At 63.9% G+C, this 13,615-nt stretch carries 10 protein-coding genes and 1 tRNA gene; 5 read left to right on the plus strand and 6 right to left on the minus strand.

The features are described 5' to 3' along the window. Window positions 1–17: 17 nt before the first annotated feature. Window positions 18–1,199, minus strand: a complete 1,182-nt coding sequence (locus FHX33_RS09785) for an HNH endonuclease (RefSeq protein ID WP_021763766.1) — start codon at window positions 1,197–1,199, stop codon at window positions 18–20. A gap of 438 nt (window positions 1,200–1,637) precedes the next feature. Continuing rightward, window positions 1,638–3,455, minus strand: coding sequence for an ankyrin repeat domain-containing protein (locus FHX33_RS09790; protein ID WP_081704011.1), 1,818 nt, complete (start codon window positions 3,453–3,455; stop codon window positions 1,638–1,640). A gap of 544 nt (window positions 3,456–3,999) precedes the next feature. On the opposite strand from FHX33_RS09790, the gene FHX33_RS09795 reads away from it, so the two are divergent. The 4 genes from FHX33_RS09795 (at window position 4,000) to FHX33_RS09810 (ending at window position 9,297) form a co-directional block, all read left to right on the plus strand. Further along, on the plus strand, window positions 4,000–5,766 hold the full coding sequence (locus FHX33_RS09795) for an McrB family protein (protein ID WP_021763769.1): 1,767 nt from the start codon (window positions 4,000–4,002) through the stop codon (window positions 5,764–5,766). A gap of 2 nt (window positions 5,767–5,768) precedes the next feature. Beyond that, window positions 5,769–7,007, plus strand: coding sequence for an McrC family protein (locus tag FHX33_RS09800; RefSeq protein ID WP_021763770.1), 1,239 nt, complete (start codon window positions 5,769–5,771; stop codon window positions 7,005–7,007). A gap of 9 nt (window positions 7,008–7,016) precedes the next feature. Beyond that, window positions 7,017–7,646 (plus strand): SHOCT domain-containing protein, encoded by a 630-nt coding sequence (locus FHX33_RS21355; RefSeq protein WP_021763771.1) that lies wholly within the window; start codon window positions 7,017–7,019, stop codon window positions 7,644–7,646. A 445-nt stretch (window positions 7,647–8,091) separates the two neighbouring features. Then, entirely contained in the window at window positions 8,092–9,297 is a 1,206-nt protein-coding gene (locus tag FHX33_RS09810; protein WP_021763772.1) for an exonuclease domain-containing protein, read from the plus strand. A gap of 515 nt (window positions 9,298–9,812) precedes the next feature. Here the strand turns inward: FHX33_RS09810 and FHX33_RS09815 are convergent. The 4 genes from FHX33_RS09815 to FHX33_RS09830 form a co-directional block, all read right to left on the minus strand. After that, a tRNA-Arg gene (locus FHX33_RS09815) sits at window positions 9,813–9,884 on the minus strand. A 33-nt stretch (window positions 9,885–9,917) separates the two neighbouring features. After that, complete coding sequence (locus tag FHX33_RS09820) at window positions 9,918–10,415, minus strand: HNH endonuclease (protein WP_021763774.1); 498 nt, start codon at window positions 10,413–10,415, stop codon at window positions 9,918–9,920. 360 nt (window positions 10,416–10,775) lie between these two features. After that, entirely contained in the window at window positions 10,776–11,750 is a 975-nt protein-coding gene (locus FHX33_RS21360) for a C40 family peptidase (protein WP_221209342.1), read from the minus strand. A 221-nt stretch (window positions 11,751–11,971) separates the two neighbouring features. Beyond that, the gene (locus tag FHX33_RS09830; RefSeq protein ID WP_039920651.1) at window positions 11,972–12,667 is read right to left on the minus strand and encodes an iron-dependent transcriptional repressor DtxR; all 696 of its coding nucleotides are present in this window, start codon (window positions 12,665–12,667) and stop codon (window positions 11,972–11,974) included. Window positions 12,668–12,797: 130 nt separating this feature from the next. Between FHX33_RS09830 and serC the strand changes: the two genes are divergently transcribed. Beyond that, window positions 12,798–13,615, plus strand: an 818-nt coding sequence (gene serC, locus FHX33_RS09835; protein WP_183428399.1) for a phosphoserine transaminase, incomplete at its 3' end; no start/stop codon positions are given.

A 13,615-nucleotide genomic window follows, 5' to 3' on the forward strand; every position in this document is an offset into this window, starting at 1 on the left:
CATCCCCATCGAGCCATTCACCGTGAATGCTGCTTCTGCCAGCGGCTCCAGGAGTCGATCACCGCGTCCTCGTGTGGAGGCATCGAGAGATGAGCGAGGTTGGAATAGGCAATACCTAGAGATTCGTAAGACCGACTTCCTGGGGCCAGGACGATACGATGCGACGCCGGCTCGATCCCCCAGATCAGACGATCGAAAAGGAGGTGATGATTGGCGCACAGCGCGATTCCGTTTCGCGGGTCATCTGACCCATTCGACGCCTTGGGACGAAGATGCGCAGCCTGCATAACCTCAACGGAATCGACATCGCAGACTGCGCATTTTGCTCCGTATCGAGCCAACACTTCAAAGGCGAAACGCGCCTGATTAGGTCTTGCCCGTCGCCTTTGCAAGGTCCACTCGGCATCTGCCTCGACGAGGACGAACGGGTTCTCGTGGTCGAGAGCCGGGACGGGTGGCAGCTCTCCGTCGTTGGCGAACGTCACGAGGGCGACTTTGAGTACTTCATTCAGCTGCTCGATGTAGCCACGATGAACAGTGCGGGTCGCTCCTTTCGATCCGTTCTCGATCACGAAGACAGGGAGCGCTGCTTCGAATGCCGACCTCATTGAGGCGATTTCCGCCTCATCGCGACCTGGCTTAGCAGTCGTTGGGTAGTGGTAACCGATCCCCGTGGAAGAGATCTCATCTGCATATGCGTGTCCCAGGTGCAGAAAGGAAACCGCCGCACCGGAAATCGCCCAAGCTGACTTCGTTAGCTCTTGATTCGCGTAGACGCCACGCCCTCCGGAGAAGATGCCAAGTTCACGTATCAGGCCGGCCGGCACATCTGCCGGCCCACCGCGAGCTAATAGCGACGTCCACAGGAGTTCTCGCCTCTTGCTTTCTGCGGCCCTCCAGTCGGTAGCTCCGCCTCGCTGGGCGAGCGACGTGCCCGCTGAGGTCAGAACCCAGTTACCGTCAGCGCGACGTTCCAGCAGTCCCAGGTCGACCATCCGTTGCCGCTCAAAGCTGGCGCGATTGCGCCAGTTGCTCTCAAATGGTCGCGACGCGGGAGCACGTAAATCGTCCGAGGTCCAAGCGGAGCGGTTGAGTGAATCGACACCCGCAAGAACGTCAGCACGTCGCGCACCGCCTCCCGCTTGAACAAGAAACGCCAAGATCAGCTCGCGCAGCCGCACCTGAGAAGTGAGGGACATGCAATGAATACTGGTATACAGCCGTCCCCAGTTGATGGACCCACGCGGCTTGCGAGGTGACTAACCTAGAACGATAGATGATGAGCCCCCATTGTCGACCGAGAATACGGACAGGTCTCGGTCGCTGACGCAGATTCGAGTTCCTCGAATACCCCACGTCAGAAGACGCCCTAGAGATTCAAGTCCGTCGGCGACTCATCATGGCCATCTGCGCGATAACTTGCCCCTGGAGGGACTCGTAAACTCGGACGGGTCTTTAATCACCGTTGCTGGTATCCCGAAATACGCGGAAATATACGCCTTTGGGCTTCTAGAGATGGCTCTGATCACATGGAAACTCGCTCGATAGTGAGCATATTGTGGGCAAATCGAGTCGTCGCCCAGAAGGTAACCAGGCGCCAACTACGACGGAGTGTGAACTTCGCCCCGATGGACCTATCACCACAGACGAGAACGAGGGTCTCGGATTGCGAGGAGGAGGTCGTCGTATCGGAGGTGGTCGGATACGTGCTGCCGTTCGATGATCGTAATTCCTTGTGCCGTGTGCCGCGCGAGAACCAAGTCGTCTTCGTAGATGGGTGCCGGGTCGGCGCCTGCTCGAAGCAAAGCCATTACCGTGTGCATGAAATCCGCGTGTGTTCGCCCCGGCGGAATGATCTGCCCCGTCAGGTTCGAGAGACAGGACCGTGCAGCGATCCGCAAAGGTGTGACGGTTGAGCTCGCAACGTTCGGGTTGGCGCCCGCTGACAGTAGCATCCGAACAGCCGAGGTGTTGCCTTTACTTGCCGCGTAGTAGAGGGCTGTGTCGCCGTCGTCGTCCGCCTGGTCGACGTTTGCGCCGTATTCGAGCATCAGCTGGAGTTCCTCGATGTCACCGACCGCAGCACAAACCATGAGCATGGTTCGCCCCTCCCGCAGGTCCCATACCTGGTCGCGGATTCCTTCAGAACCGAGCCCCGTGGTATCCACTGCTCCCCATTTTTCGGAGAACGCGGCGTCTCGGATCGTGGGCAAGGACAGGGGCCGTGGGGAGGAACCGAATCCCGGATCAGGTTCTTCGCCAGCCGATGAGGTCGTCACCGCTCCGACAGCTCCCCATACCGTCACCGATCCGTCCGCAAGGAGTGCGTAGCGGCTGGTTTCTAGGGCAATAATCTTCTCGACGTTCGAAAGATTGGGGAGTCGACTCGGGGCGGTTACTTCGGCTGTGGTTCCATCCCCCACCTGGCCGGCGTTGTTTGCGCCCCACCCCCAAACTTGGCCATCCATACTCAGGGCATGGAACGTAGGTCCAGCCTTCTCTTCCCACCATCGAAGGTCCTTGCCGTACACGACGTCGCGGATCCCGGTCAGGCCTGAAACCTGGGTTGCTTCAAGGTCCACATCCCACGTCCATACCGATCCGTTCCGGTCTATCGCCGTTCTACCGCCGCCGAGACTGGCAATCGCTGGTATCCCCTCAACCTGACTGGGAGCGAGAACACGGTTGTCTTCTTCTACCGCGGCAGGATCCTCGCCCCACGTCCACACCGTCCCGTCGATTGCGAGAGCATTCACTCCGTGGCGTTCAAGTCGAATTTCTGCGATCGCAGGAAGGCTGGAGACTTGAGCTGGGTGCGTTCGAGAGTCGCGCGTTCCGCCGCCTAGCCATCCGCTATAGCCGCTCCCCCACGCCCATAGCTTCCCGTCGTTGCCGACAGCGAAACGGGTCGCCCCGTCCTCACTACTGACAATGCTGACGATGTTGCGCAATGGATCCAGCTGAACCGGCCTCTCGTAGTTGCGGCCCTCGATACCGAGGTCCCTGTAAAGATTCTCACCCCACCCCCAAACAGTGCCGTTTTCCGACAGCGCAAGCACATAACCGCGAGCATCACCATTGAAGCTGCCGGCGAGCGTCACGATTCGATCCAGACCGCCGAAGAGGCGAGTCGGGAACCGCACAGCCTCGAACACACCCTGCTGGTTGTCGCTAACGAGGGCACTTCTGGTCTCCCATTTCAGGACGGCTCCGTCCTGCCGCAAGGCGTATCCAGCCGTTCGGAAGCCGTTGCAGGTCCCCTGCGCGAAATTGCGCAACACGTCGGAGAAACCCAAGAATTGAAGATGTTCGAACCCAGGGAGCATGGGAGTGGCAGTTACTTGGGCGGAAAGGCGCGCCTCGACACCGGGTGAGGTGGTAGTGGCGGGGGTGACGCTTGTCGGCTGGCTGGCGAGCCGTCGTTTTCCAAACCATCTCGAAAGTTGCCGTGTCATCCAGCCATCCTTCTCACCGTTATTGCAGCGTCCGCGAAACGAGTTGACCTGCTGCAATCGACTCGCCTATGAAGACTCTCAAGTTACGGTGCGAGCCGACAGAACCTCGTTCGGGGGTGCGTCGCTCCGTTTGGCAGCGTCGCAGGCGGCTAGAAGCTCGCTCGGTGAAGCGAAGGCCAAGCGAGGATGCGAAGGCTATTCCACCACTTGCTTGACTCCAGCCAGGACGCTGGCCACCGTAAGGGCAGTGGCCGGCAGCCAACGGACCGAGTTGGAGAAGTGGTTACCCGCACGCAGGGTGCTGCATCCGGGTCGCGCCCATTCGCGTCCGACCGCATATCGAAGTCGATGTCGATGTCGATGTCGATGTCATCGTCCACGCCGGTCTCCCACATCCATCCGGGCATCTACTGCTCGATCCACAGGCTATTGGAAGCAGGCCCACTGACAAACACCGCGTAGGGCACGCCCGGCGCTGCCGCCCTACGGATACCGGTCGATATGGTTCATTGTGTGCCACCCCACCGCCTGCGAAAGGACGAAGATGAGTTTCGCTGAGACGCCGACGCAAGCCCACGACGACGCCGAGCTTCAGCAGCAACTGGCCTCCGTCATCCTGCCTAACGGACGAGGAGACCAGTCCGTGCGCGATGCCGCAGCACTCTTCGTCGACGCCGGCCTCAAGCGGGGCGACTCGGTCTTCGCGCCCGGACGGGCCGTGTGGACGCAGGCGAATGTCGACGCGCTGGTGACCCTTTTCGTCCAACAGCCGCATGTGGCGGGCGGTTCCTTCCTTGAGAAGCTGTCCCAGCAACTGCAGGATGCGCCGGGCGACGCCAAGCTGCTCATGGCCGAGTTGGTGACCTGGCAACTGCTTCCGATCTGGATCGGCACCATCGGCGAGAAGAAGAAGCGGGCGCGCATCGAGGCCGTCCTCCGCCTGATGGAGCATCCGGTGACCATCCCCGAGACCATCCTCGCCGCGTTCCCGGCCGGCGCCTTCAATCCCGGTACGCGGATGGGCAGCCAGTTGTACGAAGCGATGACGATCATCGTCAACATGGTGAAGGCGTGGACTCAGCTCTCACCCGAGCGACAGGAAGACCTCCTCGAACACCCGCTGCGCCTGCGCGACTTCATTCGCGACGAGGTCGCCGGCGAATCGTTCCCGACACAGCGAAACGCCCTTCTCTATCTGATCCGTCCGGACTACTTCCAGTCCATCGTGGCCGCCGATCACAAGCTCGCCATCCGGGACGCCTTCATCGGCGACGCGGGTGGCACGGCCGAGGACATCGACGCCGACCTGAACCGCATCTCGCTCGCCCTGCAGACGAAGGGCGGCAAGCCGTTCGACTTCTATGACGAGGAGTACCTCCGGGTTTGGCGACCAGAGGAGGCTCCGCAGCCGGAAGACAAAGAAGACTTCGCACCGACCCCCGTCTCCGACTATCCGGCGGCGACCGAGGAGCTGGCCCAGCGGGTCTTCATCGGAACCGACTGGCTCGACCGGACGCTTGCCGTCCTCCATCGCCGCAAGCAGATCATCTTCTACGGACCGCCCGGCACCGGAAAGACCTTCATCGCTCGCGCGCTGGCCGACCACATCACCGGAGGCGACGGGGGCATCCGGCTCGTCCAATTCCACCCTAGCTACTCGTACGAGGACTTCTTCGAGGGACTCCGGCCCAGCACGAAGGATGGCGCGCTCACCTACACGCTCCAGGCGGGACCGATGAAGCGGATTGCGGACGAGGCCGCCAAGAATCCGGAGCTCAATTACGTTCTGATCATCGACGAGATCAATCGCGGCAACCTGGCCAAGATCTTCGGCGAGTTGTACTTCCTGCTCGAGTATCGAGACGAGCGCGTCAGCCTCTTGTACGAGCCCGAGACAACCTTCGCCCTCCCGGCGAACGTGTTCATCATCGGCACGATGAATACCAGCGACCGATCGATCGCGCTCATGGACGCCGCCATGCGTAGACGGTTCGCCTTCATCGAGCTTCACCCCGGGGAAGCTCCCGTTGCCCAGGTCCTCCCGAGTTGGCTTCAGGCCAACGATCTCCCGGCAGAGGTGGGGGAGCTCTTCGCGCTCCTCAATGACCGCATCGAGGACAGGGATTTCCGAATCGGGCCGAGCTACGTGATGGCACGCGATGGCGACCTGAGCCCTGCCCGGCTCGACGAGATCTGGACGTTCGAAGTGCTTCCTCTGCTCGCCGAGCATCACTATGGCGATGGGGTCGACGTGAACGCCCGCTACGGGCTGGAGGCTCTCAGGGCCGAACTCGACCGTCGTTCCGCCTGAAGATGCACATCCAGCTCGACGAGTGGGCCGCGCCCCGGGAGGTCGACCTTCCGCGCGCGGTCGCATCCGCGCTGAATTCGCGCCAGGTGGCATCCGTGGTCCCCACCGAGATCGATGGCCGTTGGACGGTGAGCCAGGTCCGGAAGGTCGGTTCGCTCATGATCGACGGGCACCGCGTCGACATCCGTCCGAAGCTCTCGATCAGCAGGCTGTTCTTCCTTTTCGGCTATGCCCAGCGCCGCCGGCTGTGGTTGGCGGAGGACACGCGCCTCGACTCGGCACCCGATCTCGTGCTCGCCATCGCGATCGCGTTTCTGCGGCAGCTCGGCGTCGCCGTCGAACAGGGCCTTCTGCAGGGGTACCGGGAGCGCCACGACAGCGACACCGTCGTGCGCGGACGGATCGACTTCGTAGAGCAGTTCAAGCGACGACCAGGGCTCGCCTCACCGCTTGAACTGCGGTTCGACGAGTTCACCGTCGACATCGACGAGAACCGGATTCTGGCGGCTGCCGCAGAGCGACTCCTGCGACTGCCCCTCCTGGACCCCGCTGCGAGACGCACGCTGCTTCACTTCCGCGGCATGTTCGCCGGAGTCGAGGCCCTGCCGCGCGGGCTGCCTCTGCCCCGGACCCGCGACGATCGTCGCAGCGAGCACTATCAGCCCGCGCTGTCACTGGCTCGGCTCATCCTGACGAACGCCTCGATCGAGCACCGCGTCGGCGAGCACACGGCGTCCGCATTCCTCGTCGACGTCGCCCAGGTCTTCGAAGACTTCGTGTCCGTCGCGCTTCGAGACTCCCTCGAACGCTCGGGCGGCCAGGTGCTCAGTCAGCGAAGCGACCGGCTCGATGCGTTGGGGCACGCAGTGGTGCGCCCGGACATTGTCTGGCAGCGTCACGAACGGATCGACGCCGTCATCGATGCCAAGTACAAGGCGGAGCGGCCGGCCGGCTACCCCAACGCCGACCTCTACCAGATGGTAACGTACTGCACGCGGTACGGCTTACGGGACGGCCACCTCGTCTATGCATCCGGCGAAGAGACACCCAAGACCGTGGACATCATCGGAGCGCCAATTACCGTGCACTGCCACGCCCTGGACCTGACCGGCTCGCCTGGGAAGATACTCGCGAGCATCGACCGCCTCGCAGAGGCGATTGTTGCATCCGCTCCGGTCGACGTGCCTTGGCGCGCAACACGGAGTTCACAGCCGTCATCGGCTGTCCCCCGCCGTGGCTAGAGTAACGCCATGGGATATGGGCGTGTCATCGGCGGGGACTACAAGGGCGCGACAGTGTCGACACCAGTCGGAAGCACCCTCGTGGTGCAGGCCGGGCTGAAGTTCCGCAAACTGACTCCCGAGAACGTGGAAGAGTGGGACGATGTCGCAACCGACGGCACGGGTAACCCCATCGCCAAAGTGGGCGTTGCCGTCGCGGGGGCCGCTCTGCCCGGCCGCTTCGGCAAGGCAGCATCGGCAGCGGTCGATGCGACCTTCGATTCCATGAACCGATCGCGCGTTGTGAGAGTCAATTGGACCGACGGCAAGCGATCTCTCATCAAGCTGACCGACGGAATGTACAAGCACCTCGAACTTGTCCTCGAAGATCAGCGCGCTATCCGCGCTGAGCCATCCGCTGGCGAGCTCGACGTGGCGCCGACGCCGACGGAGAAGCCGACCGTGGCCGAGCAAGCGTTCACGATGGTTTCTGGCCTTATCAGAGACCGTCTGCCCGCTCCGAAGCGAGCTGAGGAGACGGACAGGTCCGCTATCGACGTCGCTGACCTGCTTGGGCGGCTTGCCGTACTGCGGGACTCAGGGGTCCTTACGGAGGAGGAGTTCCGGGCCAAGAAGGCGGAGCTGCTGGAGCGGCTCTGACTGCCACAGAAGAGCTACTCAGCGGGTCGGCCCACCCGAAGAAAAGCATTCGACGTATGCGGCGCGCTACTGGATGACGCGCTGTTTGTTCTCAGGTGGCCTCCCTCGCACTCGACGAGAGCTGGGCGGGAGCAACTTGGAAACAGCCGTCCCGCCGGAGCGCAGCGAAAGTAGTTGCGTCGATAAAGCTCGGTACTGTGATGCCAAATCAATGAAACTCTGCGCGCTCGACGGTCGGAGATGACCGCACTCGATTGTTAGTGCACCCTGGGCCAAATAGACGAGAACAAGGCCACAGTGATCGAAACCGAAGCGAAGCCTGCAGGCACTTAAGCGAAACCGCAGTCAGGTGCGCACTCTGTTCAGCACCGCCGGGTGACTGTAACCCGTTTTGGCGGCTTCGTACGACCTCTCTCGATCGTTAGCCTCACTGAGGAGGTGACGCATGGGCAAGGGGTTCGCAGTCGTCGATTTGGAGACGACGGGTCTGTTTCCCACGAAGCATGACCGCATCGTGGAGATCGGGATCGTGCTGATGTCGCCGGACGGCGAGATCGAGACTCGCCACGAGACTCTGGTCAACCCGAATCGCGACATGGGCGCCCAACACATCCACGGCATCGCGGCCGCAGCCGCGGCGCGAGCGCCCCTATTCGAACAAATCGCCGCTAACGTAGCCGATCTGCTGGACGACCGCGTTCCAGTCGCGCATAACGCATCGTTTGACTCTCGGTTCCTCGGTTTTCAGATGGCACAGGCCGGCCTGCGAGTGGCCGAGCCGGAGCGATGGCTCTGCACCATGCGGATGAGCGAAGGCGTCTCAGGCTATCGTCGGCTGGCTGAATGCTGCACAGCAGTCGGAGTGGAACTGGCTGACGCCCACAGCGCTGCCGGGGACGCACTGGCGACTGCACAGCTCCTCAGCGTGTATATGCAGACCGTCTCGGATCGGTCGTACTGGGACTCCTGGCTTGCTTCGGCTGGAAAGTACGGCCCCTTCGCTGTCGACCCGAGCGTTCGATGGATCGCTCGCACCGAGATTTTCGAACAGGACCACTCCTTCGTTGACCGACTAGTGGGCTCGCTCACGGCCACTCGCCTGGGTCCACAACTCAACGTCGACTACCTTGCTCTACTCGACCGGGTACTCCTTGATCGCGTCGTCTCAGTGTCAGAAGCCTCGGCACTCGAAGCGCTCGCCCAAGAGATCGGTCTCACCCCCGATGATGTTTGGCTTGCTCACCGCGCGTACTTCGATGGGCTCGTCGCTACGGCATGGGAGGACCACATCCTCACCGAAGCCGAGTCCACAGAGATCCGAAGCATCGGGGAGATCCTCTCAATCAACGAAGACGTCGTCGCCACCTCGCTAGCCGCGGCACCGACCGCACCCGCACCACTGATGACGAGCGGCTTCCGACTCCAGCCAGGCGACATCGTGGTCCTCACCGGGGAGATGACAAAGCCACGAGAAGCCTGGGCGGAAGTCCTCACCGAACTCGGGCTCATCGTGAAGAACAACGTCGTCAAGAAGACAAAGCTCCTCGTCGCCGCTGACCCCGACTCCCTTTCGGGAAAGGCCAGAACCGCCCGAGACTACGACATCACGATCGTCAATGAAGCCGGCCTCGAGAAGCTCCTCGATGTCTAGCAGCCGCCCGAGGTAGCCCGCATATGGCCCGAGTTCCGAACGATATCAAACGACACATCCACCGCGACACCAACGTCACAATTCCGCGAATTAGAGACCTAAGACGCGAACCACCGAGCGTTCGCCTTCAAGTTCGGGCCGAGCTGCAACGTCGCGCCGCCGATGACTCATCCAACATCGAGCTTGCACTAGCTGGACTCGTGATCGCATTCATCGCACTCTTGGTCGCGCCGACAAGTCCGATACATCTTGAACAGTTTCCCTGGCCGAGCAACCTGATCACCGGCATTGTTCTCGGAATCTCCGCGGCCGTCGCCCTCTCGCCTTTCGCGGTTCACGCGCTTATAACTCAGGAACGACGCGTCCGAGCCACCGTGTGGCTGGCGGCATATGCAGAGGACAGCGTGGCCACAGCACACCTCGGTCGGCGCGGACGCACCGTCCGGCATGGCCGCCGAAAGACCCCTCAGTAGCCCTGGCCGTGCGAAACCTCGGCATCACTATCGCCACGACGGTGCCCCTGGAGGGACTCGAACCCCCAACCTTCTCCTTAGGACGGAGCAGCTCTTCCATTGAGCTACAGAGGCCAGCCCATCGAGTCTAGCGAAAACGAAAACCTGTCACGCCGCCGGCGCCAGGTAGTCCTGCCAGTCGGGGAGGGGTGCCTCCGAGCCGCGCACGACCCACGAGGCGTCCCGTGGGGCGCGCGGGGTGATGTTGAGGGTCCAGCCCATCTCGGCGGGCGTGCGGTCGCTCTTGAGGTTGTTGCAGCGCAGGCAGCAGGCGACGAGGTTCTCCCAGCTGTCGCGGCCGCCGCGGGAGCGGGGCAGCACGTGGTCGATGGTGGTGGCCGACTTGCCGCAGTAGCCGCAGCGGTGCAGGTCGCGGCGGAGGACGCCGCGGCGGCTGACGGGGACGGTGCGGCCGTGCGGGAGGCGCACGTAGCGGGTGAGCAGGATGACGGACGGTCTCTCGTAGCTGCCGGAGATGCTCCACACGGGGTGCTCACCATCGCTGGCGAGCACGGTCGCCTTCTGATTCAGGACCAGGACGATGGCGCGCTTGTAGGAGACGACCGCGAGGGGTTCGTAGCCGGCGTTCAGGACGAGAGTCTTCATCTGCGACCTTCCGGGAAGACGAGAGGCGAAGGGGTGAGGGGTACCGCAGTGCAAACAAAAAGGGCACTGTCCGTGCGGACAGCGCCCAATGAAGGAACGGCATGGTGGTGGTGACGCACCACGTGATGGTGGAGGCAGTGCTCCACGTGGTGACGGCACAGCAGGAAATCGCGTTGACGCTCGGCCGCCAGAAGGCCGTGCTTCGCCCGTCGGGTCACTCGCGGCGACCTGACTCCGGGCACATCGTCCACCGGAAGAAGCGACATCAGGGGATCAGAGTAACGCAGAAACGGCGCGCCTCCTATTCGAGGCGCGCCGTTTCACAGCCGGGCCGGGAGGAGTTCACCGGCCGGACACGAATCAGATACCGAGACGGACGATGTAGAAGTCGCTCGTCCAGATGGGACGCACCGAGATGGACCGGCCGACCTCGGGCGCATCCATGATGTTGCCGTTGCCGGCGTAGAAGCCGTCGTGACCCGACATGATGACGATGTCACCGGGGCGGGCGTCCTCGATGGAGATGCGCTTGCCGGCCGCAGCCTGACCCGACACGGAGTGCGGGAGGGAGACACCGAACTGGGCGTACACGAACTGCACGTACCCGGAGCAGTCGAAACCGGCGGGCGACGCGCCACCGAAGACGTACGGGGTGCCGATGTACTGCTGGGCCACCGAGAAGACGGAGTCGAGGCTGAAGTTCGGGTAGGGCGGGTTGGCCAGGAAGTCGGAGACGGAGGGGCCGGAGTAGCTGTTCGCGTAGTTCGTCAGCGTGACGGCGGCCCGCTGACGGGCGGCCTCGGCGGCAGCAGCGGCCTTCTGCGTGGCGAGCTGCTCCTCGGTGGTGGCGGAGGCGGCGTCGCGGGCAACGGCGGTGGAGGCGACCGTGGTGCCGACTTCGACGGTCTGCGACTGGGCCTTCTTCATGCTGTCGGCCGCGGAGGGGCCGAAGGCCGAGCCCTCGGCGTTGTCCGGGTTGAAGGCGAAGGCGGGGAGCGACATGGTGGCGATGATGCCGGTCGCGACGGTCATGACGGCGACGTTGATGGCCCAGCCGCCCTTGCGCTTCTTGGCGGGGGTCTTCTTCACGACGGCGGAGGAGCCGGTGGAGGCGGAACCGCCGGACGACGAGGATGCGGCGGGCTTTGCCGGAGCGGCGGCACGGGCGGCGGTGCTCGTGCGCTGCGGGGCGGCAGCCTGCGCGGTGCGCTCAGCGCGGAGCGAGCGGCGGGAGACCAGTGCGGAGTCGGCGGGGGTGCCGGTCGCGGCGGTCGTCGGTGTGGCTTCGGTGCTCGTGCGGTCCTGGGCAGGGCCGGGCGTACTCGAGTTGGCCAAGTGCATCCTCCTGCGCTCCGGCAGCCCTAGGGTGGCTGCCCCCGCCCGATGCGAATTGGCTTCGGCTTCACGAACCGGGAGACGGGTTCAGGGGGTGTGGAGCGTCCCGGTTCGGGTCCTGGTGGGCCGGTTGTGGCCCGTTCGGACTCGTAAGAGACTACGGGACGGTTACCCGTTTGTCACATCTTTTCGGAGCTTTTTTAACGAACTGGTAACGGAACTCAGGCCTCGACGAAGATGTGGGCGGCGAGCTCGTTGGGCAGCTCCAGGCCGGTCTCGAAGCCCTCGATCTGCACGCCGACGTACGAGCCGGCGGCAGAGAAAGTGCCGGTCGAGCCGGGGAACACACCGGCCTGCTTGAGCTGCAGCAGCAGCTCGGGGTCGACCTGCGCGGGCTCGCCGAGGCGGCGGATCCTGGCAGTCACCCCGGAGTCGGAGCCGCGCACGACGTCGACCAGGTTCACGAGGTTCTGCGTGGCGGCCTCGGTGGTGCCGAGATCGCCCAGATCGCCGAGGCCCGGGATGGGGTTGCCGTAGGGCGACTCCGTCGGGTGGCCGAGCATGGTGAGCAGCTTGCGCTCGACCTGCTCGCTCATGACGTGCTCCCAGCGGCAGGCCTCTTCGTGGACGTACTCCCACTCGAGCTCGATCACGTCGCTGAGCAGACGCTCCGCGAGGCGGTGCTTGCGCATGACGTTGACGGCCTTGCGGCGGCCCTCCTCGGTGAGCTCGAGGTGGCGGTCGCCGGAGACGACGACGAGGCCGTCGCGCTCCATGCGTCCGACGGTCTGCGAGACCGTGGGACCGGAGTGGCCGAGGCGCTCGGAGATGCGCGCCCGCAGGGGGACGATGTTGTCCTCCTCGAGCTCCAAGATGGTGCGAAGGTACATCTCGGTCGTGTCGATCAGATCGGTCATGAACCCCTCCACTTGCAGGCACGCGAATGTCGCACTAGAGCCTACTTGCTGCCGATGACAGAAACGTGCAGGCGCGTCGATGGGGCCCGTGCGGCCCTCCGCGCTATCCAACAGCCAATACACTCTCTTTATGCCGGATGTGACCATTCCCACTGACCTCCTGCCCGCCGACGGCCGCTTCGGTTGCGGCCCGTCCAAGGTCCGCCCCGAGCAGCTCGCCTACCTGGCCGGCCCGGGCGCGGCGCTGCTGGGCACCTCCCACCGCCAGGCACCGGTCAAGAACCTCGTCGGCAGCGTCCGCCAGGGCCTCTCCGACCTGTTCCGCCTGCCGGAGGGCTACGAGGTCGTCATCGGCAACGGCGGCTCCACCGCTTTCTGGGACGCCGCGGCGTTCTCCCTCATCGAGAAGCGCAGCCAGAACCTCGTCTTCGGCGAGTTCGGCGGCAAGTTCGCCAAGGCCGCGGCCGCGCCGTGGCTGGACGCCCCGCACGTGATCGAGGCGGCCGCCGGATCCCGCAGCACCGCGGAGGTCGTGGAGGGCGTCGACGTCTACGCCTGGCCGCACAACGAGACCTCCACCGGCGTGATGGCGCCGGTCACCCGCGTGAACGGCGACGCCGGCGCGCTCACGGTCATCGACGCAACGAGCGCTGCGGGAGGCGTCGACATCGACGCGTCGCAGGCCGACGTCTACTACTTCGCGCCGCAGAAGAACTTCGCGTCGGACGGCGGCCTCTGGCTCGCCCTCTTCTCCCCCGCCGCGATCGAGCGCGTCGAGCGCATCGCCGCGAGCGGCCGCTACATCCCCGAGTTCCTCAGCATCAAGAACGCGATCGACAACTCGCGCCTCAACCAGACGCTGAACACCCCGGCCGTCGCGACCCTCGCCCTCCTCGACAACCAGATCGAGTGGATGAACGGCAACGGCGGTCTCGCCTGGGCCGACGC

This window comes from Leifsonia aquatica (assembly GCF_014190775.1).
GTDB lineage: Bacteria > Actinomycetota > Actinomycetes > Actinomycetales > Microbacteriaceae > Leifsonia > Leifsonia aquatica.

What these genes read in the sequence shown, in the direction of transcription:
- FHX33_RS09790 (WP_081704011.1), bottom strand. Translation starts at nt 3,455, where the DNA reads ATGACACGGCAACTTTCGAGATGGTTTGGAAAACGACGGCTCGCCAGC.
- FHX33_RS09795 (WP_021763769.1), top strand. Translation starts at nt 4,000, where the DNA reads ATGAGTTTCGCTGAGACGCCGACGCAAGCCCACGACGACGCCGAGCTT.
- FHX33_RS21355 (WP_021763771.1), top strand. Translation starts at nt 7,017, where the DNA reads ATGGGATATGGGCGTGTCATCGGCGGGGACTACAAGGGCGCGACAGTG.
- FHX33_RS09810 (WP_021763772.1), top strand. Translation starts at nt 8,092, where the DNA reads ATGGGCAAGGGGTTCGCAGTCGTCGATTTGGAGACGACGGGTCTGTTT.
- FHX33_RS09820 (WP_021763774.1), bottom strand. Translation starts at nt 10,415, where the DNA reads ATGAAGACTCTCGTCCTGAACGCCGGCTACGAACCCCTCGCGGTCGTC.
- FHX33_RS09785 (WP_021763766.1), bottom strand. Translation starts at nt 1,199, where the DNA reads ATGTCCCTCACTTCTCAGGTGCGGCTGCGCGAGCTGATCTTGGCGTTT.
- FHX33_RS09830 (WP_039920651.1), bottom strand. Translation starts at nt 12,667, where the DNA reads ATGACCGATCTGATCGACACGACCGAGATGTACCTTCGCACCATCTTG.
- FHX33_RS09800 (WP_021763770.1), top strand. Translation starts at nt 5,769, where the DNA reads ATGCACATCCAGCTCGACGAGTGGGCCGCGCCCCGGGAGGTCGACCTT.